The sequence below is a fragment of the Mesorhizobium sp. M0207 genome (genome assembly GCF_040321995.1).
In the GTDB taxonomy this organism is placed as follows: Bacteria; Pseudomonadota; Alphaproteobacteria; order Rhizobiales; family Rhizobiaceae; genus Mesorhizobium.
Genome location: NZ_JAMYSQ010000001.1, coordinates 85,397 through 110,265 on the forward strand (window position 1 = coordinate 85,397; position 24,869 = coordinate 110,265).

The 24,869-nt window shown below is 63.1% G+C and carries 16 protein-coding genes; 7 read left to right on the top strand and 9 right to left on the bottom strand.

Annotated features, from left to right (window positions below; translation table 11 throughout):
* Nucleotides 1-3: 3 nt before the first annotated feature.
* The 6 genes from NKJ15_RS00440 to NKJ15_RS00465 form a co-directional block, all read right to left on the bottom strand.
* Entirely contained in the window at nt 4-648 is a 645-nt protein-coding gene (locus tag NKJ15_RS00440) for a S24 family peptidase (RefSeq protein ID WP_352813678.1), read from the bottom strand.
* An 82-nt stretch (nt 649-730) separates the two neighbouring features.
* Nucleotides 731-2,950, bottom strand: a complete 2,220-nt coding sequence (locus tag NKJ15_RS00445) for a 3-hydroxyacyl-CoA dehydrogenase NAD-binding domain-containing protein (protein ID WP_352813680.1) — start codon at nt 2,948-2,950, stop codon at nt 731-733.
* A 12-nt stretch (nt 2,951-2,962) separates the two neighbouring features.
* The gene (locus NKJ15_RS00450; RefSeq protein WP_352813682.1) at nt 2,963-4,171 is read right to left on the bottom strand and encodes an acetyl-CoA C-acetyltransferase; all 1,209 of its coding nucleotides are present in this window, start codon (nt 4,169-4,171) and stop codon (nt 2,963-2,965) included.
* A 32-nt stretch (nt 4,172-4,203) separates the two neighbouring features.
* On the bottom strand, nt 4,204-5,373 hold the full coding sequence (locus tag NKJ15_RS00455; protein WP_352813684.1) for an acyl-CoA dehydrogenase family protein: 1,170 nt from the start codon (nt 5,371-5,373) through the stop codon (nt 4,204-4,206).
* A 237-nt stretch (nt 5,374-5,610) separates the two neighbouring features.
* A complete protein-coding gene (locus tag NKJ15_RS00460; RefSeq protein ID WP_352813686.1) occupies nt 5,611-7,407 on the bottom strand; it encodes an acyl-CoA dehydrogenase in 1,797 nt (598 codons plus the stop codon).
* 237 nt (nt 7,408-7,644) lie between these two features.
* Nucleotides 7,645-8,106 carry a MerR family transcriptional regulator gene (locus tag NKJ15_RS00465; RefSeq protein WP_023677331.1) on the bottom strand — a complete coding sequence of 154 codons (462 nt, stop codon included), beginning with the start codon at nt 8,104-8,106 and terminating at the stop codon, nt 7,645-7,647.
* Nucleotides 8,107-8,657: 551 nt separating this feature from the next.
* Between NKJ15_RS00465 and NKJ15_RS00470 the strand changes: the two genes are divergently transcribed.
* From NKJ15_RS00470 to NKJ15_RS00485, 4 genes are all read left to right on the top strand, one after another.
* Nucleotides 8,658-12,518: a peptidoglycan-binding protein gene (locus tag NKJ15_RS00470; RefSeq protein ID WP_352813688.1), complete on the top strand. Its 3,861-nt coding sequence runs from the start codon at nt 8,658-8,660 to the stop codon at nt 12,516-12,518.
* Nucleotides 12,519-12,709: 191 nt separating this feature from the next.
* Nucleotides 12,710-13,633, top strand: coding sequence for a sulfite exporter TauE/SafE family protein (locus NKJ15_RS00475; protein ID WP_023676949.1), 924 nt, complete (start codon nt 12,710-12,712; stop codon nt 13,631-13,633).
* On the top strand, nt 13,633-14,424 hold the full coding sequence (locus NKJ15_RS00480) for a TIGR02186 family protein (RefSeq protein WP_352455141.1): 792 nt from the start codon (nt 13,633-13,635) through the stop codon (nt 14,422-14,424). Before NKJ15_RS00475 ends, NKJ15_RS00480 begins: the two co-directional genes overlap by 1 nt.
* A 108-nt stretch (nt 14,425-14,532) precedes the next feature.
* On the top strand, nt 14,533-15,789 hold the full coding sequence (locus tag NKJ15_RS00485) for an Hsp70 family protein (protein ID WP_352813690.1): 1,257 nt from the start codon (nt 14,533-14,535) through the stop codon (nt 15,787-15,789).
* A gap of 5 nt (nt 15,790-15,794) precedes the next feature.
* Here the strand turns inward: NKJ15_RS00485 and NKJ15_RS00490 are convergent, their stop codons facing one another.
* Entirely contained in the window at nt 15,795-16,697 is a 903-nt protein-coding gene (locus tag NKJ15_RS00490; RefSeq protein ID WP_352770812.1) for a LysR substrate-binding domain-containing protein, read from the bottom strand.
* A 280-nt stretch (nt 16,698-16,977) separates the two neighbouring features.
* On the opposite strand from NKJ15_RS00490, the gene NKJ15_RS00495 reads away from it, so the two are divergent.
* Genes NKJ15_RS00495 through NKJ15_RS00505 form a run of 3 tightly spaced genes read left to right on the top strand, consistent with a single transcriptional unit; the run spans nt 16,978 to nt 21,586 of the window.
* The gene (locus NKJ15_RS00495; protein WP_352813692.1) at nt 16,978-19,908 is read left to right on the top strand and encodes a molybdopterin oxidoreductase family protein; all 2,931 of its coding nucleotides are present in this window, start codon (nt 16,978-16,980) and stop codon (nt 19,906-19,908) included.
* Nucleotides 19,905-20,639: a 4Fe-4S dicluster domain-containing protein gene (locus tag NKJ15_RS00500; protein ID WP_352767011.1), complete on the top strand. Its 735-nt coding sequence runs from the start codon at nt 19,905-19,907 to the stop codon at nt 20,637-20,639. The genes NKJ15_RS00495 and NKJ15_RS00500 overlap by 4 nt, the downstream gene beginning before the upstream one ends.
* A gap of 11 nt (nt 20,640-20,650) precedes the next feature.
* Nucleotides 20,651-21,586 (top strand): dimethyl sulfoxide reductase anchor subunit family protein, encoded by a 936-nt coding sequence (locus NKJ15_RS00505; protein WP_352767013.1) that lies wholly within the window; start codon nt 20,651-20,653, stop codon nt 21,584-21,586.
* Nucleotides 21,587-21,588: 2 nt separating this feature from the next.
* Here NKJ15_RS00505 and pdeM read toward each other — a convergent pair whose 3' ends face one another.
* Nucleotides 21,589-22,305 (bottom strand): ligase-associated DNA damage response endonuclease PdeM, encoded by a 717-nt coding sequence (gene pdeM, locus NKJ15_RS00510; RefSeq protein ID WP_352767015.1) that lies wholly within the window; start codon nt 22,303-22,305, stop codon nt 21,589-21,591.
* A complete protein-coding gene (locus tag NKJ15_RS00515) occupies nt 22,302-24,824 on the bottom strand; it encodes a ligase-associated DNA damage response DEXH box helicase (RefSeq protein ID WP_352813695.1) in 2,523 nt (840 codons plus the stop codon). Before NKJ15_RS00515 ends, pdeM begins: the two co-directional genes overlap by 4 nt.
* Between the last annotated feature and the right edge of the window lie 45 nt (nt 24,825-24,869).

Below are 24,869 nucleotides of genomic sequence, written 5' to 3' on the forward strand. Positions count from 1 at the left end.
CGCCTACTGGCTTGCCCAGACAATCCGCGCCACCCATTCGATATTGTGCATGGGGATGTCGCGGTCCGGGTGATCGGGATTGAGGGAGACCAGCGCGATCGACCTCGGTGTCTGGCGGTCGAGCACCTTGGCCATCACCTCGCCGGCATTGGTCTTGACGACGACGCGATCACCCTTTCGTATGGTAGCCCCTGGCTCGACGATCAGGACATCGCCATTGCGATAGAGCGGCAGCATGGAATCGCCCTGGACCTTCAAGGCATAGGAGGTTTCGGTTGCCCGTGCCGGAAGCTCGATAAGGTCCCATCCCTGCCCCGCTGGGAACCCGGCGTCGTCGAAGAAGCCACCGGCGCCCGCCTGGGCGAAGCCGAGCAGCGGCACCGACGATCTCTGCACGGGTAGTGCGCCGGAATTACCCCGACCCTCGACCAGCCCCGCAAATTCGTCCAGCGAGGCGCCGGTCGCCTCAATGATCTTGGCCAGCGATTCGGTCGACGGCCAGCGCGGCCGTCCATCTGAGGACAGCCGCTTCGATTTGTTGAAGGCGGTCGAGTCGAGGCCTGCGCGCCTGGCCAGTCCGGAGGCCGAAAGCGAATAACGCTCGGCGAGAGCGTCGATGGCGGCCCAAACGCGGTCGTGCGAGAGCACCTTGCTCTTCCTTCGAAACAGGAAAAAATACCTTCCCTGTTCTACCCCTTGGCCGCCATCTTGTCCACCGCCGAAGACGGCGTCAGGCCGCCTCCTTGGCCTCGTCCCTGGTATAGGGATCGAAGCGCTCGTAGAAGGTCTCGCCCTTCTCGGCCATATCAAGCAGCAGCTTCGGCGCCTTGAACTCGGTGCCGTATTTCTTCTGCAGGCGCTTGGCGAGTTTGACGAATTTCTTAGCGCCGATGCCGTCGATGTAGGACAGTGCACCGCCTGTATAGGGCGCGAAGCCGAAGGCCAGGATCGAGCCGACATCGGCCTCGCGTGGGTCGGTAACGATGCCCTCTTCCATCACCCGTACCGCCTCAAGCGCGATGGTGACCAGCAGCCGCTGCTTCAGTTCCTCATAATCCACCTGCTCCGGCGCCAGCTGCGGGTAGAGATCCCTGAGGTCTGGCCACAGCTTCTTCTTGGCCGGTTTTGCCGGATAGTCATAGAAGCCCTTGCTGTTCTTGCGGCCCAAGCGACCATGCGTGTCGACCATCGTGTTGATCAGCGCCATCTGCTTCGGATCGACCGCCTTGTCGCCGAGGTCGCGCATGGTCTGCTTCATGATCTTCTGGGCAAGGTCGATCGCAGTCTCGTCGGTCAACGCCAGAGGACCGACCGGCATGCCGGCGGCCTTGGCCGCGTTTTCGATCATCGGCGCCGGAACACCTTCGATCAGCATCTTGTAGGCTTCCGACATGTAGCGCAGCACGCAGCGATTGACATAGAAGCCGCGCGTATCGTTGACGACGATCGGCGTCTTCTTGATGGCGCGGACGAAGTCGATCGCGGTGGCCAGCGCCTTGTCGCCGGTCTTCTTGCCGAGGATGATCTCGACCAGCATCATCTTGTCGACCGGCGAGAAGAAATGAATGCCGATGAAATTCTTTGGCCGCGCCGAATTCCTGGCCAGCGATGTGATCGGTATGGTCGACGTATTCGAGGCGAAGATCGCCGACTGCTTGAGCACAGCCTCGGCCTGTTCGGTGGCATCCTTCTTGACGGCCGAGTCCTCGAACACCGCCTCGACCACAAGATCGCAGCCGGCAAGATCCGCGTAATCGGCCGTCGGCGTGATCAGCGACAGCAACCGATCCTTGTCCTGCGGCTTGGCACGGCCCTTTTTCACCTGATCCGAGATAAGGGTCTCGGAATGCGCCTTGCCCTTGGCGGCGGACTCCATGTCACGGTCGAGCAGCACCACCGGAATGCCGGCCTTGGCCGTCACATAGGCAATGCCAGCGCCCATGAAGCCGGCGCCGAGTACGCCGATCTTCTTGAACTTCGTTTCCGGCACACCGGCCGGGCGGCGCGCGCCCTTGTTCAGTTCCTGGAGCGACACGAACAGCGAACGGATCATCGCTGCCGCTTCCCTGGTCTGCATAATCTCGGTGAAATAGCGTTGCTCGATCCGCAGGGCGGTGTCGAACGGCACCAACAAGCCCTCGTAAACGCATTTCAGGATGGCGGCAGCGGCGGGATAATTGCCATAGGTCTCGCGGCGCAGAATGGCGATGGCCGGGGGCCACAGATTGGCACCGGCCACCGAATAGATCGGGGCGCCGGGCAGCTTGAAGCCCTTTTCATCCCATGGCGCCACCGGTTTCAAGCCGTTCTTGATCATCGCCTTGGCGGTTTCGACCAGCTTGTCCGGCTCGGCAATCTCATGGATCAGGCCCATCGACTTGGCCTTCTGAGGCAACAGCGTCTGGCCGGACGTCAGCATTTGCAGCGCCTGCTGCTGGTCGGTCAGCCGTGGCACGCGCTGGGTGCCGCCGGCGCCCGGAAAAATGCCGATCTTCACTTCGGGAAGCGCCATCCTCACTTTGTCTGAATCGGCCGCGACACGGCCATGGCAGGCGAGCGACAATTCGAACGCGCCGCCCATGCATGTGCCGTTGATCGCCGAAACCCATGGCTTTCCCGAAGTTTCCAGCTTACGGAACAGGCCGTTCATGGTGCCCGCATTGTCGAACAGGGCCTTGGTCGCCTTCTCCGGGTCCTTCGCCTTGTCGGCGGCGAAGGTCGCCAGCATCTTCTGCAGCATGGTGATATCGGCGCCGCCCGAGAACGTATCCTTGCCGGAGGTGATCACCGCGCCCTTTATCGCTGCATCGCTCGCCACTTTGTCGACGATGGTATTCAGTTCGAGCACCACCTCCTCGGTGAAGACGTTCATCGAACGGTCCGGCATGTCCCAGGTGACCAGCGCAATGCCGTCGGCGTCGATGTCGAGGGTGAAATTGGTGTAGCTCATCATCTCTCTCCGTCAGACGCGTTCGATGATCGTTGCGGTGCCCATGCCGGCGCCGATGCAAAGCGTCACCAGCGCGGTGTTGAGGTCGCGGCGTTCCAATTCGTCCAGTACCGTACCGAAGATCATCGCACCGGTGGCGCCGAGCGGATGGCCCATGGCGATGGCACCACCATTGACGTTGATCCGATCATGCGGAATGTCGAATGCCTGCATATAGCGCAGCACCACCGAAGCGAAGGCCTCGTTGAGCTCGAACAGGTCGATGTCCGACAACTTCATCTTCGCCCGCTTCAACAGCTTCTCGGTGACGTCGACGGGGCCGGTCAGCATCAGCACCGGTTCGGAGCCGATGTTGGCGAACGCACGGATGCGTGCGCGCGGCTTGAGGCCGAGCGTCTTTCCCGCCTTTTTCGAGCCGAGCAGCACGGCCGCCGCGCCATCGACGATGCCGGAGGAATTGCCGGCATGGTGGACGTGGTTGACCTGTTCCACCTCGGGATGCTTCTGCACGGCGACGGCGTCGAAGCCGCCCATTTCGCCCGGCATGACAAAGGACGGATTGAGTGCGGCTAGCGACTGCATGTCGGTCGAGGGCCGCATATGTTCGTCGTGGTCGAGGATGGTCAGGCCGTTCTGGTCCTTGACCGAGATCACCGAATTCTTGAACCGGCCCTCGCCCCACGCATTGGCAGCACGCTTCTGGCTTTCGACCGCGTAGGCATCGACGTCGTCGCGCGAAAACCCGTATTTGGTGGCGATCAGATCGGCCGAGATGCCTTGCGGCACGAACCAGCCGGGCAGGCCGACCGACGGGTCCATGAACCAGGCGCCGCCGGAGGCGCCCATGCCGACGCGCGACATCGATTCAACGCCACCGGCAATGACGATCTCGTCGGCGCCTTGCGCGATCTTGGCGGCGCCGAAATTGATGGCGTCGAGGCCCGAGGCGCAGAAACGCGATATCTGCATGCCAGGCGCCTTGGTGTCGTAGCCGGCCTCGAAAGCAGCAGCACGTGGCATGACCGCACCCGCCTCGCCAACCGGATCGACACAGCCGAAGATGATGTCGTCGACGGTACCGGTGTCCAGCCCGTTGCGGTCGCGGATGGCCTCGAGCACCTTGGCGCCGAGCCGCACCGCCGGCACTTCGTGCAGAGAGCCATCCTTCTTGCCCCTGCCGCGCGGCGTGCGCACGGCATCATAGACATAAGCTTCGGCCATTTTCCTGCTCCTTGGGTTTGCCGAAAAGTCGCTCAGAGCGAGCGCCCGATCAGCAATTTCATGATCTCGTTGGTGCCCCCGTAGATGCGCTGGACGCGGGCGTCGCGAAACATGCGCGCAATCGGATATTCATTCATGTAGCCATAGCCGCCATGCAATTGAAGGCATTCGTCGACGACTTTTCCTTGCAGGTCTGACAGCCAGTATTTGGCCATCGAAGCCGTCACCGGGTCGAGGCCGCCGTTAACGTGGCGGGCAACGCAGTCATTATAGAAGACGCGGCCGATGGTCGCCTCGGTCTTCAATTCGGCAAGCTTGAACTGGGTGTTCTGGAATTCGATGATGGCCTTGCCGAAGGCCTTGCGCTCCTTGACGTAGTCGATGGTAAGCGCCAGAGCCCGCTCGACCATGGCAATAGCAGTGGTGCCGATCTGCAGCCGCTCCTGCGGCAATTGTTGCATCAACTGGACGAAGCCCAGGCCTTCGTCGTTGCCGAGCAGGTTCGAGGTCGGCACACGTACGTCGTTGAAGAACAGTTCCGACGTGTCGTTGGCCTTGAGGCCGATCTTGTCGAGGTTGCGGCCGCGCTCGAAACCCTCCACCTCGTCGGTCTCGACGACGATCAGCGAGATGCCCTTGGCGCCCTTCTCAGGATCGGTCTTGGCAACGACGATGATGAAATTGGCGAGCTGGCCGTTGGTGATAAAGGTCTTCGAGCCGTTGAGCTTGTACCGGTTGCCGTCCTTTTCGGCGCGCGTCTTGACGCCTTGAAGGTCGGAGCCCGCACCCGGCTCGGTCATGGCGATGGCGCCGATCAGCTCGCCGGTCGCCAGCCTCGGCAGCCACTTCTTCTTCTGCTCCTCCGAGCCGTAGTGGAGGATATAGGGGGCAACGATCGAATTGTGCAGGCCAATGCCGAACCCGTCGACGCCGACATGGCCGATCGCCTCGATGATGGCGCTCTCATGCGCGAAGGTGCCGCCCGATCCGCCATATTCCTCCGGCATCGAGGCGCAGAGCAGGCCGGCAGCACCCGCCTTCAGCCAGCTCTCGCGGTCGACCATTTCGTTCTTCTCGAATTCGTCGTAACGCGGCGCGATCTCTTCCGACATGAAGCGGTGCGCCATGTCGTAAAGCATGCCGACCTCGTCCGCCGCCCAGGCGGGCTTGGGAAGGCCAAGGATTTCGGCGGGGTGGGTCATGGTTTCTCCCTCGCGCCGACGTTCCCCTCCCCCTCGAGGGGAGGGTGGCCGCGAAGCGGCCGGGTGGGGTCGCCGATGACTTGCTCGACCTTATCTTTTACAACCTGCGCCATGTGCCACGGCATTGCGATCATTTTCCTCCAAGGCATGCATCAGAATGAAGGTCGGCGCACTGCACGCAGGACCCCTCCCGGCCCTTCGGGCCACCCTCCCCTCGAGGGGAGAGGAACGCCGAAGCTAGAACGCTTCCGCCGGCAGTGCCATCAATGTGTCGGCACCGCTGGAGATGCGGGCAAGATGCGCCGACGTCTCCGGCATGATCCGCTCTATGAAGAAGCGCGCCGTCACCAGCTTGTGGTCGTAGAAAGACGAAGCGCCGTCGGCGCCATTCGCCAATTTCGCTGCGGCCACCCTGGCCATCTGCGCCCACATATAGCCCAGCGCCACCAGGCCGAAGAGATGCATGTAATCGGTCGAGGCGGCACCGGCGTTATCGGGCTTGGCCATGCCGTTCTGCACCAGCCACATCGTCGCCGTCTGCAGATCGTTGAGGCCCTTCTTCAGCGCCTTGGTGAAGGGCGCCATCGTCTCGTCGGTGCGGTTTTCCTCGCAGAACTCTCCGACTTCCTTAAAGAAAGCCTGGACCGCGCGGCCGCCATTCAAGGCCAGCTTGCGGCCGACGAGATCGAGCGCCTGGATGCCGTTGGCACCCTCATAGATCATGGCTATGCGGGCATCGCGGACGAACTGGCTCATGCCGTGTTCTTCTATATAGCCGTGGCCGCCGAACACCTGCTGCGCCATTACCGCGTGATCGAAACCCTTGTCGGTGAGCACGCCCTTGACCACCGGCGTCATCAGGCCGGTATAGTCGTCTGCGACCTGGCGATCTTTGTCGTCACCGGAGCGGTGAGCGATGTCGGACTTGATTGCCGTCCACAGCGCCAGCGCGCGCCCGGCCTCGTTGAACGCCTTCATGGTCATCAGGCTGCGGCGGATGTCCGGATGGACAATGATCGGATCGGCCTTCCTGTCCGGCGCCTTCGGTCCTGACAGCGAGCGGCCCTGCAGACGGTCCTTGGCGTAGGAAACCGCATTCTGATAGGCGACCTCCGATAGCGAGAGGCCCTGCAGGCCGACGCCAAGCCGCGCCTCATTCATCATGGTGAACATTGCTTTCAGCCCGCCATTGGCCTCGCCGAGCAGCGTGCCTTCAGCGTCGTCGTAATTCATGACGCAGGTCGAGTTGCCATGGATACCCATCTTCTGCTCGATCGAGCCACAGGAGACGGTGTTCTTCTCGTCCGGATTGCCTGAGGCATCGAGCTTGAGCTTCGGCACGATGAACAGCGAGATGCCCTTCACGCCATCCGGCGCGCCCTCGATACGGGCCAGCACCAGATGGACGATATTGTCCGACATGTCATGCTCGCCGGCAGAGATGAAGATCTTCTGACCGGAGATCCTGTAGGTGCCGTCGCCATTTGGGACGGCCTTGGTGCGCAGCAAGCCAAGATCGGTTCCGCAGTGTGGCTCGGTCAGGTTCATGGTGCCGGTCCAGGCGCCCTCGACCAGCTTCGGCAACCATGTTGCCTTCTGCTCTTTGGTGCCATGGGTGATGATCGCAGCGATCGCGCCTTGCGTCAGGCCGGCATACATCATCAGCGACATATTGGCCGACACCATGTATTCGGCAACCGCAGTGTGCACCGCGTAGGGCAAGCCTTGCCCGCCAAACTCGACAGGTGCCGCGAGCCCCATCCAGCCGCCTTCGCGATACTGGTCGAAAGCTTCCTTGAAGCCTTTCGGCGTCGTTACCGAACCGTCGTCATGGCGCATGCAGCCTTCCACGTCGCCAACGCGGTTCAGCGGCTGCATCACGTTTTCGGCGAGCTTCGCGCCCTCGGCAAGGATGGCCTCGAGCACATCCGGTGTGGCGTCGGAAAATCCGGGAAGATTGGAATAACGCTGATATCCCAGCACTTCGTTCAGCACGAACAGCGTGTCCCGGACCGGCGCTCTGTAGATCGGCATGCGTTTCCTCCACCATGCGGTCTTGGCCCCGAAATCAGCCCCAGCATATGAGGATGGCAGACGGACCAACGTTGTGGTCGAGATAACAAATATTGACGTTTGCGTAAACGTCAATTCTGCGCTGCGGCAAATTTTCTCCCGCGCGCCAGGACGACAAACGACAAAGCACGGCAAACGACGAAGAACCGCGCAGCGAAAGCCGCGCGGCTCCTATTCGTCACAAATCGAAAGCTTAGTTTAGCTCGCCACACTGGCCTGCGGCGTCGAGCGCTCGATCAGCATTTGCCGGACGGTCGACATCGAAGCACTCAGTTCGCTGATGGCATCGTCGATCAGCGCCCGCTGCTTCTGCAGGCGGGCAAGCTGCTTCTCCGACTTGTCGAGCGCCAGCCGCAATTGCTTGGTGTTGGAGCCGTTCGGATCGTAGAGGTCCATCATCTGCTTGACGTCACGCAGCGAGAACCCGACCTTGCGGCCAAGCAGGATCAGCTTCAGCCGGGCCCTGTCGCGGCGTGTATAAAGACGGGTCGAGCCGTCGCGCTGCGGGTTGAGCAGACCCTTGTCCTCATAGAAACGCAGCGTACGCAGCGTCACTCCGTATTTCTTGGCCATTTCGCCGATGCGGACAAGCTCTTCACCGGCTTCGCTCGACATATCGTTGGTGTTGGCCGCGGCTTGGCCGGGCGAAATAAGTTTCATGGTCACTGGCTTTCCCCGTCTGGTGGCGTCGCGGTCGCCGACCTTGCGTCGCCTGAGTGAAAGCGGGGGCGTGCTTCCACTCGTGGTTTCAACAAACAAATCGCAAACGGCGTAATCCGCTCATTTACGTTTACGTCAATTCTATATCGATAGCCGCCTCAGCACGCAAGAGTGTTCTGGTCTTGCAACTTTATGCCGCAGCACCAGCGGACAACCTAAAAGGTCGTCGCCGATTTCGGGAGCGATCATGCGGCTGATCAAAATTCTACAACGTCTTTTGCGCGTCCAAAAAAGACACCCGGCGCCGTCGGCAGCCAGCCGACAAAGTTGCAACTTCTTAAGCTTGGTTAACGCGTTGTTTACCACGTTGGGGCGAAATGTGCGCATGTCGGTTACCCGTGTCTATCCTGTACTGAATTTTTCACGGTTTTTCGGAGCGCGGATGAGACCGGGAAGCTCGTCTTCCACTGCAACAAGCCAAGCAGTCGCCTTCGTCCCGGCAGGACTTTGGGAACCTGGTGAGAGCCAGCAATTCTGAAACGGGCGCATTAATGAACAGCAAGCGGTCCTACCTCGATACACTCAACGCTGGCAGGCAACGCCGGCCGCACACGACGCTTGAAGAGCTCAACCGCTCCCTGGAAACTCTGGAGCAGCGGCTGGAGCGGACGCGCGAGGAGACGGCAAGCCACGCCGATCCGCGCCGACCAGCGGCAGAACCACGCTATCCCAGCGCCCAACCCTATGGCCAGCAGCGCCGGTATGAGGATCCACGCGCGCAGGGGCCGAAAGGTCCAGCAGCGGCTTTCGACCAGAATTACCAGGCGATCGCCCGCGATATCGACCGGGTGCGGGGCCAGGAGGACGGCGTCGCCCTAGCCGGCAAGATCGCCGGGGAATTGCGCGGCCTGCGCGAAGAGTTGCGCCAGCAGATGACCTCCGGCATGCAACGCGAGTTCGAGGTACTGCGGAAGAATATTGAGCGAGCCTTCCAGTCAAATGGCGGCGGCAAAGGCAGCGCCGAACTCAGCGTCGAATTCGAGCGGCTTTCCGGCGCCATCCAGACACTGGCCGAAAAAAGCGACGACAGAAGCGTCAATATGCTGCGGCTCGAGCTTGAGCAGGTCAAAGCCGCGCTCGATACGCTAGCGCGCGAGGAGAGCGTGCAGGCGGTCGGACGCCGCTGGGACGATTTCGACCGCCGCTGGAACGCTTTCGAGGATCGCGTCGAGGCCGATCAGCGCAAGCGTTCCGATGCACCCGGCCTGTCGGCGCTGACGGAGCGGCTCGAACAGATCAGCAATGCCGTCAGCAATCTGCCGGAATCGCTGTCGCTGCGCTCGCTCGAGGAAAAGGTCCGCACGCTTGCCGGAGCGGTCGACCATTTCGCCCGCCAGCAGGACAATCGCGGCGGCGACACATTCAGTCAGATCGACGAGCGGCTCGACGAGATTTCCCGCGCGATCGTCGCCTCGACGGTTGCCGCGCAAGCCAATTCGTTCGACCCCGAGCCCTTCGAACGCATCGAGAAGCGGATCGATTCACTGGCCCAGCAAATCGAAGAAGTGTCGCAGGATCGTCCGGGTCGGGAGGTCATCGACCGTCTCAACACATTGTCGAGCCGCGTGGATGAACTGGCCGGCCGAGCCAATCTGCCGGAACAGGCGATGGAGCGCCTTGGCAGGCAAGTCGCGCTTATTGCCGACAAGATCGACCACGCACCTGCCATGCCCGACGCCGACTACATCTTCCAGGGGCTCGAGCAGCGCTTCGACGTGCTGTCCAGCATGATGGAACGTCGCCAGGGCGACGCAATCGAACAAGGCAACATGCTGTTTCGCGACCTTGAGCGCCGGTTGGACGAGGTCGCCGACAGGCTGGACCAGCGCATGCCGCAGGTCGATAGCGCCGGCATCATGGATGCCATCGACGCCCGCTTCACCGCGCTGGCCAAGCGGATTGAGACGCGCGTTCCAGATCCCGCCAACGAGGCGGCGATCCGTGGCCTGGAGAGCCGGCTCGAAGACATCTCAAGCCGGCTGGATTCGTCCGCGGCACAGGTCGCCAGCATCGACCCGGCGTTGATCCGCAGCCTTGAAGCGCAGGTCGCCGGCCTGACGGCGCATCTTTCCAAGCCCGGCACGCCGCTGCCGGAATTCGACGACATCAGCCCGCGTCTCAACGAAATCGAGAAGTCGCTGGCCGGAACCCGCGATTCCGTCCTCGGCGCGGCGCGCGAGGCGGCTGAGAGCGCCGTCCGCTCACTGGCCGGATCAAGCGCCAACACGGCGGCCGTTACCGGCCTCGCCCAGGACCTGAAGACGCTCGAGGCACTGACGCGGCGTTCGGACGAGCGCAATTCGAGAACGTTCGAGGCTATCCACGATACGCTGCTCAAGATCGTTGACAGGCTTGGTTCATTGGAGACGGGCGAACCGGCAAGCGCTGAGTTGAGCAAGCGTTTCGGCCGGCCATCCAAGATCTCGGTACAGGACGCACCGTCGATGGACCTCGACCAGCCGCTGCCGTTGACGGGCAGCATGGCCGATCTCGACGGCCGCGCCGCGGCGCTCGTCCGCGACGAGCCAGGTCCGCGTACGCCAGCCGAGGCCGCCGCCGCCGCAGCCCTGGCGGCTCTCGGTTCAGACACGACGCGTGAAAAATCCGAGCAAGGCGGCGGCAGGAAATCGATGTTAGGCGGGCTGGCGCGCGCCTTGAAGGGCAAGAAGGACGCCGAGATGCCGCCGCTTGCAGCCTCGGCGCAGAGCGCCGAGATACCGAGCGTCGATCTCGACGAGCCCCTCGACCCCAAGCTCGCCAACCGGCCACTGGAACCCGGCTCCGGCGCACCCGACCTCAGCGCCATCATGAAGCGCGTGCGCGACGAGCGCGGGCAGCCGACCCGGGAAGGCGGCGCTGAGGCGGCAAAATCGGACTTCATTGCGGCAGCCAGACGGGCTGCGCAAGCGGCGGCTGCCGAGGCGGACGCCCTCAAGCGCCAGTCGACGATGAAAGGCCCGGTCAAGGCACTCAGGATCGGCGACCTGCTCAAGGCGCGGCGCAAGCCGATCCTGATGGGGGCAATCGCCATCATGCTGGCGCTTGCCGGCCTGCAACTGGGCAAAGCCTTCTTCTCCGACCCGGTCGAAGTTACCAACAATGAGGCGGCACCGGCCGTGGCCGTACAGCCGGTGGAAACCAATTTGGCCAGCGTTGCCGGCGAGCCGAAGGCGGACGCGCAGACGACACCACAGGAGAGCGCGCCGTCGCCCACCGTCAGGCAGGCAGAGCCATCCGCATCGATGACCAAGGACGACACGGCGGCGCAAACCGGCCCCGCTACACCGGCAGCCGAGACATCGACGGCGCCCTCGGCTTCCGCGGAGTCCGCTGACCTGGCGGCGCAAGACACCGCGGCCGCAGTGCCCACGCCGGCAGCGGCGACGGCCAGCGACGCCGAGCCAATGGCTGCCGCGCCTGCTATAGCCACCGCTGCGACGCAGGACACGACCGGCACGGTGCCACCGGCGGATGCTGCCGCGGCAGGCGTTGCCAAGATCGACGTTCCGGCCGATGCCGGTCCGGCCGCCCTGCGCGATGCAGCGGCGGGCGGCGACGCCAAGGCGCTGTTCGAGATCGGCTCGCGCTACGCCGAGTCTCGCGGCGTCAAAGAAGACATGGCGGCGGCGACCAAATGGTATGAGAAAGCTGCCGAACTCGGTTTCGCGCCGGCAGAATACCGCATCGGCAATTTCTACGAGAAGGGCATCGGCGTCGCACGCGACATCAAGAAAGCGAAAACCTGGTACCAGCTTGCCGCAACGCAGGGCAATGCCAGCGCGATGCACAATCTTGCCGTGCTGTTTGCGATGGCGGCGGATGGCGTGACTGACAATGAATCGGCAGCGCGCTGGTTCCAGGCGGCGGCGGATCTCGGTGTCAAGGATAGCCAGTTCAATCTCGGCATCCTCGCGGCGAAGGGCGTCGGCATGAAGCAGAACCTCGAGGAGAGCTACAAATGGTTCGCACTCGTCGCCAAGACCGGCGACAAGGATGCGGCGGCCAAGCGCGACGAGATCGCCAAGGCACTGAGGCCCGAGCAGCTGGAGCGTGCGCGGGCCGCGGCTGAACTGTGGAAGGCCAAGCCGCTCGATCCAACCGCCAATTCGGCCGACGTTCCTGAATCGTGGCAGGACGGCACACCGCAGACGACCGCCGGCATCGACATGAAGAAAGCGGTCCAGAACATCCAGCGCATTCTCAACAAGAACGGCTACGAGGCCGGCAATCCCGACGGGATGATGGGCCAGAAAACCAAGAACGCGATCATGGCCTTCCAGGCCGACAACGATATGAAGGCAACCGGCGCGATCGACGAAAAGCTGGTCAAGGCGCTGCTTGCGCGTAAATAACGGCGGATGCGTCGTTTCCGCGACGCCCTTGCCACAGATTTGCCTGTTAACTGATTGAGTTGTTTTTTGTTTCGGCGGTGCGGCGAAGTTTGACTTCACGGCCCGGCCGGCGCAAGAACGAGATAGCCTTCTGACGCAAAATGCCCGCAACGGTTGCATTCGCCAGGAGGCAAACTGATCGAGACTGACGGGTGGGCATCTATCTCCCGATCGCGGAAATTTCCGTCAACATCTTCGTGCTGCTGGCCATGGGTGCGGCGGTGGGTTTCCTGTCGGGCATGTTCGGCGTGGGCGGCGGCTTTCTCATTACGCCGCTGCTGATCTTCTACAACATACCGCCGGCAATCGCGGTCGCCACCGGCGCCAACCAGGTCATCGCTTCCTCCTTCTCCGGCGCCCTGTCGCACATGAAGCGCGGCACGCTCGACTTCAAGCTTGGCGGCGTGCTTTTAGCCGGCGGCATCGTCGGCTCGACTGGTGGTATCTATGTCTTTGCGCTCCTGCGCCGGCTCGGCCAGCTCGACCTGTTCATCTCGCTGCTCTACGTCGTGCTGCTCGGCACCGTCGGCGGACTGATGCTGGTCGAGAGCGTCAATGCGCTGCGCGCCACTCGCAGCGGCGCCGCACCGGTGTTGAAGAAGTCCGGCCAGCATAATTGGATCCACCGCCTGCCGCTGAAGATGCGGTTCAGGGCCTCGAAGCTCTTCGTCAGCGTCATTCCGGTGCTTGGGCTGGGTGCGGCGATTGGCTTCCTGTCCTCGATCATGGGCGTCGGCGGCGGCTTCATCATGGTGCCGGCCCTGATCTACCTTTTGAAAGTGCCGACCAACGTCGTCATCGGCACCTCGCTGTTCCAGATCATCTTCACCTCGGCTTACACCACGCTGGTCCACGCCACCACCAACCAGACGGTCGACGTCATGCTCGCCTTCCTGTTGATGGCAGGCGGCGTCGCCGGCGCGCAATATGGCGCCAAGGCTGGTCAGAGGCTGCGGGGCGAGCAACTCAGGGCGCTGCTGGCGCTGCTCGTGCTGGCGGTAGCCATCCGGCTTGCCATCGATCTTTTCGTCACGCCGCCCAATCTCTATTCTCTGTCCGGCGTGGGCCTGAGCTGATGGCCGGCCTAAGGACGCTCGCGGCCGCCGCCTTGCTGTCGCTGCTGGCTGCTGCGCCACCGGCGAAGGCGCAGGCGCCACTAACCGAAAACATCCAGATCGGCCTTTCCACCGACAATGTCTCGATTACCGCCGGCTTTTCCGGCGCCGACCTGACCATTTTCGGCTCACTGGAAAATGCCGATCCGCTTGTCGCGCGGCAAGGGCGCTACGACGTGATCGTCGTGCTGGAAGGCCCGGCTCGGCCGGTCGTCGTGCGCCGCAAGGACCGGGTGCTCGGCGTCTGGGTCAATCTGGAGTCGGAGACCTTCAAAAACGTACCTGTCTCCTATTCGGTGGCGACGACGCGGCCGCTGCAGGACGTCACCGATCCGAACAGCTACAAGCAGCTGTCGCTTGGCGCCTCCAACCTCTATTTGCAGCCGGCCGACGCGGAGGACAGCCCGGCGACAATCGAGGAGTTCACCGCCGCGCTGCGCGAACGCAAGGCGGCGACCGGCCTCTACAGCGAGAATGTCGGCGGTGTGCAGTTCCTGTCGCAGAACCTGTTCCGCGCCACCGTCAGGCTCGCCCCAAACGTTCCGGTCGGCACCCATAAGGCCCGCGCCTTCCTGTTCAAGAGCGGCTTGTTCATCAAGGAAAGCTCCGCCCAGCTCGAAATCCGCAAGTCCGGTTTCGAACAGTCGATCTTCCGCGTCGCGCACGACTATTCCTTCCTCTACGGTGTCTTTGCCGTATCGCTGGCCATGCTGACCGGCTGGCTCGGACGACTGGTGTTCAGGAAAGACTGAACTCTCGTAAAAGTGGTTTCCCTTTCCGAGGGTATGGGTTAGACCGCGACCCCCGGCCCGACCGGATACGAGCTGCTGCTCCCCAAATCAGAACTACAGGAACGCACGATGCGACCAGCATTTGCCGGTATCGACTTCGGCACTTCGAATTCCACCGTGAGCGTGGTCAGGAACGGGCAGCCGCGGCTGGTGGCGTTGGAAGACGGCCAGGTCACGCTGCCCAGTGCGGTATTCTTCAATTTCGAGGAGAACCGCACCTATTTCGGGCGACGCGCCCTTGCCAACTATACGGACAGTATCGAAGGCCGCCTGATGCGCTCGTTGAAGAGTGTGCTCGGCAGCTCGCTTGCCCACGAAAAGACGCGCATCAAGGCGCGCTCGATCGGCTTCATGGAGATTGTCGGCCTGTTCGTCGGCCATCTGAAAAAGAAGCTGGAAGAAGAAGCCCATGACGCGGTCGACAGCGTCGTGCTGGGACGGCCCGTGCAGTTCGTCGACGACGATGCCGAGGCCGACGCCAAGGCGGAGCACGAACTCGAAAACGCCGCTCGTGCCCACGGCTTCAAGCAGATCGCCTTCCAGTTCGAACCGATTGCCGCGGCACTCGACTACGAACAAAAGGTGACGCGCGAGGAACTGGCGCTGATCGTCGACATGGGCGGCGGCACGTCCGACTTCTCAATCGTGCGGGTCTCGCCCGAGCGCGCCCGCTCGCTTGACCGCAAGGACGACATCCTGGCCAGCCGCGGCATCCACATCGGCGGCACCGACTTCGACCGGCTGCTGAGCATCGCCCATGTGATGCCGCAGCTCGGCCATCTCTCACCGACCAAGGATGGCAAACGTAATCTGCCGGCGAGCTACTTCATCGACCTGGCGACGTGGCAGCGCATCAACCTGGTCTATACCGCGAGGGCGATGACGCATCTGCGCCAGATCCGCTACGAGGCGGAGCACGCAGACCTGGTCGACCGCTTCATCCACATCATCGAGCATCGTTACGGCCACGCGCTGGCGGCGCTGGTCGAAAAGGCCAAGATCGAGCTGACGGACCGATCGTCGGCCGATGTCGAGGTCGCGCTGCCCGAGGTGAGGTTCACGGCAGAAATCACGCGCAAGGGTCTCGAAGCCATCATAGCCAGGGACATTGAGCGTGTTGCGGCTACGGTCGAGCAGACCATCCGCGACGCACAGGTGAAGGCCTCGGACATCACCGCGGTGTTCCTGACCGGCGGATCGACCGCGATCCCGCTGGCCAGGCAGCAGATCCTGGCGCTGGTGCCGCAGGCGTCGGTAATCGAAGGCGATGTGTTCGGCTCGGTCGGGCTTGGGCTGGCGCTCGACGCGCAGCGGAAGTTCGGCTGATCGGCTTAAAGCGGCGCGAATCTCTCAGCTTTGCCGCCAAGATGCGCCTTGAGCGCCATCTGGGCCAGGCTTGGCTGCCGGTCGCGATGCGTGATCATGGCAAATTCGCGCTTCGGCAGATCGACCGGCACGGAACGCAGACTGCCTTCGGCGACCGCGCGCGCGACGACGAGTTCCGAAATGATGCTGGCGCCGGCGCCGGCCTCGACTGCCTGGCGAATAGCCTCATTGCTCGGCAATACCAGGAATATCTGCAGGTCCGCGAACGAAATCCCGTCGCGTCGGGCAAGGTCCTCCAGCACCTCGCGCGTGCCCGACCCGCCTTCGCGAATGATCCAGCGAAGCCCGCCAAGGTCGGGATGTCCAGGCGAAACTTCTGCGATCTCAGGGTGCGAGCGCGCCACGACCAGCATCATGCGATCGATATCGACCTTGGCACGGCGCAAAATGTCGGATTCGGTGCGCCCCTCGACCAGGCCAAAATCGGCTGCGCCATCAAGTACATTGGTCTCGACCTGCCTGGTGTTGCCAATGCTCACGCTCAGCCTGACGGCAGGATAGGCTTCGTGGAAAGAGGCGAGCCGGCGCGGCAGCCAATAACTGGCGATAGTCTGGCTGGCAGCGATCGAGAGACTGCCTGATATCGTCTGCGCGACATGCTCCAGCACATTGTGGGCGGCCGCAGTCCGCTCGAGGACCGCCTTGGCCTCGGGCAAGAATCGGCGTCCGGTCTCGGCGAGCTCGATATTGCGGCCCACTCGGTTGAACAACTGGACGCCGTGCTGCTGTTCGAGCGAGCGGATGGCGGCGGATGCGGCCGACTGTGAGATGCCCAGCAACTCGGCCGCTTTGGTCATGTGCGCCCGTTCGGCGACGGCGACGAAGATCCGCAACTGGTCCAGGGTCATTCCGACACTAAGAAGCAAATCCGATTGGAATTACAAGAGCAAGTTGTTAGACGGATCGGTCGCTTTTGTTCTAAATTTTGACCCGAAATTGGAAAAAAGTCGCGCCAGAGCAGTCGAGGGTAGAGTTGGTGGGGCGGTTCAAATCCGTGTTTGCGCACTGGACCCGCAGCCTGCGGCGGCGGCTCTTGGGTGAACGCTATCGGCCGGAAGAGCATTACATGCGCGGCCCCGGCCCGAAGACGAGAGCCAAGGTCGCGGAGCGCAAGAGCATCACCGGATCATGACCAACAACCTGCTGCGCGGAGCCAATTCGGCACCATCACAACGGCCGCTTGCCGATACGCGCGCGCCCGCTGAAGGCGACGGCGTCGATACGTCGCCCGATGTCTCCGACAGCATCGCCAAGACGACTTGCTACATGTGCGCCTGCCGCTGCGGCATCGACGTCCATGTCAAGGACGGCAAGGTCCGCTACATCAACGGCAACAAGGATCACCCGGTCAACCGCGGTGTGCTGTGCGGCAAGGGCAGCGCCGGCATCATGCAGCATTACAGCCCGGCCCGGCTGAAGAAGCCGCTACTGCGCACCGGCCCGCGCGGCTCGGGTGAGTTCCGCGAAATCGAGTGGGAGGAAGCCTTGTCGATCGCGACAGAACGGCTTTCGAACATCCGCCGAACCGATCCGAAGAAACTTGCCTTCTTCACCGGGCGCGACCAGTCGCAATCGCTGACCGGCTGGTGGGCGAGCCAGTTCGGCACGCCGAACTTCGCGGCCCATGGCGGTTTCTGCTCGGTGAACATGGCAGCCGGCGGCCTCTACACGATTGGCGGCTCGTTCTGGGAGTTCGGCGAGCCCGACTGGGACAACACCAAGTATTTTATGCTGTTCGGGGTTGCCGAAGACCATGATTCCAATCCGATCAAGATCGGCCTCGGCAAGCTCAAAGCGCGCGGCGCCAAGGTGGTTTCAATCAATCCCTGCCGCAGCGGCTATAATGCAATTGCCGACGACTGGATCGGCATCCGGCCCGGCACCGACGGCCTGTTCGTGTTCGCCCTCATCCATGAATTGCTGAAGGCTGGCCGCATCGATCTCGAGTACCTCTTGCGCTACACCAATGCCCACATCCTGGTCGTTCAGGAGCCTGGAGCTGTCGATGACGGGCTGTTCATGCGCAATGGCGACGGCAATCCGCAGGCTTGGGATAGGGTGGCGAAGATGCCTGTCAATGCCAGCGATGCCGACGCGAAGCCCGCATTGACTGGCAGCTTTCTCGTCGACGGCCGCCGCTGCGTGCCGGTCTTCCAACTCGTCGCCGACCGTTATCTGGACGAGAGCTATTCACCGGACGCCGTCGCTGACCGGTGCGGCATCTCCGCCGACACCATCCGACGCATTGCCGCAGAACTCGCCCATGTCGCCTTCGAACAGCAAATCGAATTGCCGGTGGCCTGGACGGACTGGGCCGGCCGCCGGCACGAGACCATCAAGGGCCGCCCGGTGTCGATGCATGCGATGCGCGGCATCTCGGCCCATTCGAACGGATTTCACACTTGCCGGGCCATTCATCTGCTTCAGGTGCTTCTCGGCACGGTGGACGTGCCGGGCGGCTTCCGCTTCAAGCCTCCCTATCCGCGGTCCGCGCCGCCGGGTCCAAAGCCCGCCGGCAAGAATGTGAAGCCGATGACACCACTCGAAGGCATGCCGCTCGGCTTCGTCTGCGGGCCGGAAGACCTGCTAATCGACGGAGGCGGCAAACCGATCCGTATCGACAAGGCCTACTCCTGGGATGCGCCGCTGGCCGCACACGGGCTCATGCACACGGTTATCCGCAACGCCTGGGCCGGCGATCCCTACAAGATCGACACTCTGTTTATGTACATGTCCAACATGGCCTGGAACTCGTCGATGAATACGGTCGAGACGATGGCGATGCTGACCGATATCGATGCGTCGGGCGAGTACAAGATCCCGTTCATCATCTATTCCGACGCTTATTATGCCGAGACCGTGCCTTTTGCCGATCTGGTGCTGCCGGACACCACCTATCTCGAGCGTCATGACTGTATCAGTCTGCTCGACCGGCCGATCAGCCATGCCGACGGTCCGGGCGACGCCATCCGCCATCCGGTCGTCGAGCCGGACCGCGACGTCAGGCCGTTCCAGACGGTGCTGATCGAACTCGGCGCGCGGCTCGGTCTGCCCGGCTTCGTTCATGACGACGGCTGCGCCAAATACCGCGACTATGCCGACTACATCGTCAATCACGAGCGCACGCCAGGTGTCGGTCCGCTCGCCGGCTGGCGCGGCAAGGACGGGGCCTCGGTCGGCAAGGGCGAGGTCAATCCCGACCAGTTGCAGCGCTACATAGATAATGGCGGCTTCTGGCACCAGGATTTCGCCGCCGATCAGCGCTACTACAAGATGGCCAACCGCTCGTATCTCGAATTGGCTGAGAGCATGGGCTTCATGCCGAAGGCCGAGCCGATCGTCTTCCAACTCTATTCGGAGCCGATGCAGCGCTTTCGCCTTGCGGCGCGCGGCCATGGCGGGGTGCTGCCGCCGGAGGCGGAGCGCAGCCGCATCGAGACCTATATGGATCCGCTGCCGTTCTGGTATGCGCCCTTCGAAGAGGCTGCGGTCGACAGCCAAGCCTATCCGCTGCACGCGCTGACGCAGCGGCCGATGCACATGTACCATTCCTGGGGCGGGCAGAATGCCTGGCTAAGGCAGATCACCAGCCAGAACCGACTGTTCGTGCACTACCGGACGGCAGCCGGCCTCAGCCTTGTCGACGACGATTGGGTTTGGATCGAGAGCATCAACGGCAAGGTCAAGGGGCAGATCAAGCTGGCCGACGGCGTCAACGCCGATACGGTGTGGACCTGGAACGCGATCGGCAAACGGCGCGGCAGCTGGGGGCTCAAGGACGACGCGGCCGAATCCAATCGCGGCTTCCTGCTCAACCACATCATCGGCGACCAGACCTCCGCCGATGCCAACGGCAAACGCTATTCGAATTCCGACCCGGTAACGGGCCAGGCCGCATGGTTCGACCTGCGCGTGCGCATCGTCAAATGCGCGCCCGAGGAAGCGGGCTTCACCGAACCGCAGTTCGAGCGGTTCCGCCAGCTGCCGGACTCTGAGCTCTCGCCCGACAAGCTCAGTTTCGGCGCCGAGTTCCGCATGAAAAGAGAAGCCGCCGAATGACTTGCCTTCCCGCCCATACCGACAAGAAGCTCGGCCTTGTCGTCGATCTCGACACCTGCGTCGGCTGCCAGGCCTGCGTTACCGCCTGCAAAGAATGGAACACCGGCGGCCATATGGCGCCGCTAACCGACATCGACCCCTATGGCGGCAATGTCGACGGCGTCTGGTTCAACCGCGTGCACAGTTATGAGCACATGACCGAGATGGGTGGGCGCTCGGTCAATTTCCCACGCTCCTGCCTGCACTGCGAAACGCCGGCGTGCGTCACGGTCTGCCCGACCGGCGCCTCCTACAAGCGGGCGTCGGATGGCATCGTGCTGGTCGACGAGGACAAATGCATCGGCTGCAAATTGTGCAGCTGGGCCTGCCCCTATGGCGCGCGCGAGTTCGACACCGATGTCGGCGTGATGAAGAAATGCACGTTGTGCGTCGACCGCATCTACAACGACAATCTGGCGGAAGAAGATCGCGTGCCGGCCTGCGTCGCTGCTTGCCCGACCAGCGCGCGGCATTTTGGCGATCTGGGCGATCCGGCATCCGCTATCTCGCAACTGGTGGCCGAGCGTGGCGGTGTCGATCTGATGCCGGAAATGGGCTATAAGCCGACCAACAAATATCTGCCGCCACGTGCCCACACCACCCGCGCCGCATCGGTGCCGGCGCCAGCGCTTGAAGCGGTGCGGGCCGAAGGCGGCTTTCTCGGCTGGGTCGACCGCATGCTCTCGAACTGACCCGTGCCTTCATGCATCCAGCCTTCTCCGTCGTCTTTTTCACCACGGCCACGGGCGCCGGTTACGGCCTGCTCGCGCTGCTTGGCGTGCTCGCTGGACAGGGCTTTATCCCGCCCGATTTCTGGCTTGGCCTCACCGGCATGGGGCTGGCGCTTGGCCTGATCTCGACAGGCCTGCTGTCGTCGGCCGGCCATCTCGGCCGGCCCGAACGCGCCTGGCGTGCCTTCTCGCAATGGCGTAGCTCATGGCTGTCGCGCGAAGGTGTTGCCTCGGTCGCCACCTTCGTGCCGGCGGGACTGTTCGGTATTGGCTGGGTGGTCCTCGGCCGTACGAGCGGCTGGGCGGCTGTCGCCGGGCTGCTCGCTGCCGTCGGCGCGGTCGCAACCGTCTGCACCACCGGCATGATCTACGCGTCGTTGAAGCCGATTGCCCAGTGGCACAGCCGCTTCACCCTGCCCGCCTACCTGGTCTTTTCGGCGATGACCGGCAGCGTACTGCTCAACGCCCTGCTGCAGGGATTTGCCGCAGGCTCGAATATGCTTCTGGCGGCTGCCCTGTTGCTGACCGCGCTCGGCTGGGGTTTGAAGCTGGCGACCTGGCGATACAATGACAGGCTGGAGATCCCGACCAACGCCAACACCGCAACCGGGCTTTCCGGCGGCACGGTGCGGTCGCTGGAATGGCCGCATACCGAGGAAAACTATCTGCTCAAGGAGATGGGTTTTCGCATTGCGCGCAAGCACAGCGCTAAACTCCGCCAGACCACGCAGGTGCTGGCCTTTGCTTTGCCCGCGTTGCTGCTGGTCGCGGCGTTCGCCTTGCCGTGGCCCTATGCGGCAGCACTGTCGATACTCGCCCCAATCGCCCAACTCGCCGGAATGCTGGTCGAGCGCTGGCTGTTCTTCGCCGAGGCCAAGCACACGGTTACTTTGTACTACGGCAGGTAGGTTCAGCCCGGCCTGAGCATCGCGTGGGAAATCGCGAAAATGCGCTCTGTGCCAAGCATATAGGCCATCAGCGTTTCGCGGCGGAACAGCCCGGCATAGGCGCGATCGAGCACGTTGAGCGAGCCGGTATAGGCGCCGAAAGCCGGCATGATCATGCGGCCGCCATCGCCGGCAAAGCAACGACGCCGCACCGAACGGCCTTGCTGCACGATGCGGGCGCAAGGATGCAGGTGACCTGATATCTCGCCTTCCGCCCTCACCGCCGAAGGCTCGTGCCGGAAGAGCAGAGAACCGATGGCCAATTCGCGCACGGTTTCGCCCGGCAGGTCGGCCGGTGCTTCCGGGTCATGATTGCCGGCGACCCAGAACCAGTCGCGCCCGACCATCAGCCCCTCCAGCCTTTGGCGAAAGCTCGCGTGCATACGTGCGGCGCCGCCGCCATCGTGAAAACTGTCGCCCAGGCTGATAACGATCGCAGGCTGATAATCGGCGATCACCGCCTGCAGCCGGAGCAACGTCGCACCTGTGTCGTAAGGTGGGACCAGCGTGCCGCGCCTGGCCAGTGATGAACCTTTTTCCAGATGCAGGTCGGATACGGTCAGAAGCCGGAATTCGGGAAAATAGAGCACGCCGCGACGGTCGCAGATCGCGCGTTCGCCGGCGATACGGACAGCGCCCGCATCCGCCAGAGGCGCAGTCATGGCGAGCGCGACAGTCATTTCGTCCCCATGGCCTCCTCGACCAGCGTGGCTGCATCCATCAGCAGCGTGTCATCGGCCTCGCCATGCACCGGCATTTTGCCGATCTCGAGCATGATCGGCACGGCGAGCGGCGATATCTGCTCGAGGTTCTTATGCATGATTCGACCTTGGACGCGCGAGAGCATCTCGGCAAGTCTGCTGACATCCAAGAGACCGGTCGCGGCATCGGCACGCGTCGCCTGCAAAAGGATATGGTCGGGCTCGTGGCTGCGCAGCACGTCGTAGATGAGATCCGTCGACACGGTTACCTGGCGGCCGCTCTTCTCCTGCCCTGGGTGGCGTTTCTCGATCAATCCCGAGATCAGCGCGCAATTGCGAAAGGTGCGCTTCAACAACCAACTGCCGGCGAGCCAGGCTTCGAGGTCGTCGCCCAGCATGTCCTGATCGAATAGCGCAGCCAGCGACGGTTTCTTCGCCCTGAACATATGGCCCATATCGGCCAGCGACCATATGGCAAGCGCATAGTCGGTGGCGACGAAGCCGAGCGGCTTGGCTCCCGCCCTGTCGAGGCGGCGGGTGAGCAGCATGCCGAGCGTCTGGTGCGCCAGCCTGCCCTCGAACGGATAGGCCACCAGATAGTAGCGGTTGCCGCGCGGAAAGGTCTCGATCAGCAGATCGTCGCGTTTCGGCAGCACCGACTTGTCGGCCTGAAAGCGTAACCAGTCGGCGACCTGCTCCGGCAGCTTCTTCCAGCGCTGCGGATCGTCCAGCATGGCGCGGACCTGTTCGGCCAGGTACGTCGAAAGCGGGAATTTGCCACCACCGTAATACGGCACCTTGGCGTCGCTGCCGGGTGCATTCGAGACAAAGCACTCATTCTCGCGGATACCTTCGAAGCGCAGCACCTTGCCGGCGAACATGAAGGTGTCGCCATGCGTCAGCGTTTCGAGGAACGCCTCCTCGATTTTGCCCAGAACCCGGCCGCCACGCGAAGCCGCGCCTCTGCTGCCGGCCTGGACATAGCGGACGTTGAGCGCCGGCACTTCGATGATGGTGCCGACATTGAGCCGGTATTGTTGGGCGACGCGAGGATTTGAGACCCGCCACAGCCCGTCCTTGTTGAGACGAATACGGGCGTAGCGTTCATAGTTCTTCAGCGCATAGCCGCCGGTGGCGACGAAATCGATGACGCGATCGAATGTCGGCCGATCGAGATCGGCATAGGGTGCTGCCGTTCGCACTTCCTCAAACAGCGCATCGGCATGGAACGGCGCACCGCAGGCACAGCCCAGCACGTGCTGCGCCAGGACGTCGAGCCCGCCATTGACCAGCGGCGGCGTATCCTGGGCACCGAGATAATTGGCGTCGAGCGCCGCCCTGCATTCCAGCACCTCGAAGCGGTTGGCCGGTATCAGGATCGCCTTCGACGGCTCGTCCATACGGTGGTTGGCGCGGCCGATGCGCTGCGCCAGCCGGCTGGCACCTTTCGGCGCGCCGACATGGACGACTAGATCGACATCGCCCCAGTCGATGCCGAGGTCGAGCGTCGACGTGGCGACGATGGCGCGCAGGGCGTTCTCGCCCATTGCCTTTTCGACACGCCGGCGCTGCGCGGCGTCGAGCGAGCCGTGATGCAGCGCGATCGGCAAGGTCTCCTCGTTGACCCGCCACAACTCCTGGAACAGCAACTCCGCCTGGCTGCGCGTGTTGACGAACAGCAGGGTTGTCTTGTGGCGCTTGATCTCGTTGTAGATTTCCGGCGTTGCGTAGCGGGCCGAATGTCCCGCCCACGGCACGCGCCCCTCCGAATCGAGAATGGAGATGTCGGGCTTGGCGCCGCCAGTGACGACGATCAGTTCGGCCATCGGCCCCGGTGGATTCTGGCTGACCAGCCAGCGCCGCAATTCGTCAGGCTCGGCGACCGTCGCCGACAGGCCTATCGTCTGCAGGGCGGGCACAAACGAGCGCAGCCGGGCCAGCCCGAGCGACAGGAGATGCCCGCGCTTCGAGGTCACCAGCGAATGCAATTCGTCGAGCACGACATAGCGCAGGTCCTCGAAGAAGCGCCTGGCATCGGGCGCGGCAATCAGCAGCGCCAATTGCTCGGGCGTGGTCAGGAGAATGTCGGGCGGCGCCAGCTTCTGCCGCTGGCGCTTGTGTGCGGGCGTGTCGCCGGTGCGCGTCTCGACGGTGACCGGCAGCCCGATTTCTTCGACGGGTTTGCCGAGATTGCGCTCGATGTCGACGGCCAGCGCCTTCAGCGGCGAGATGTAGAGTGTGTGGATGCCTCGATGCGCCTGCCCCGGCCTTCTCCTCGGCCGGCCGGCCAGTTCGGTCAGCGATGGCAAGAACCCGGCCAGCGTCTTGCCGGCGCCGGTCGGGGCGATCAGCAATACCGACCGGCCGCCCTGGGCTTTGGCCAGCAAATCGATCTGGTGGGCGCGCGGCGACCAGCCCTTTTCCGCAAACCATTTGACAAATGGCTCGGGCAGGACGACGGCGGCATTCTGTTCGGCAAGGCGCGGCTGCTCTGTCACGCGCCAGACGTAGCGCGGCGGCGCGCAATCGCCAAGCAGAATCAG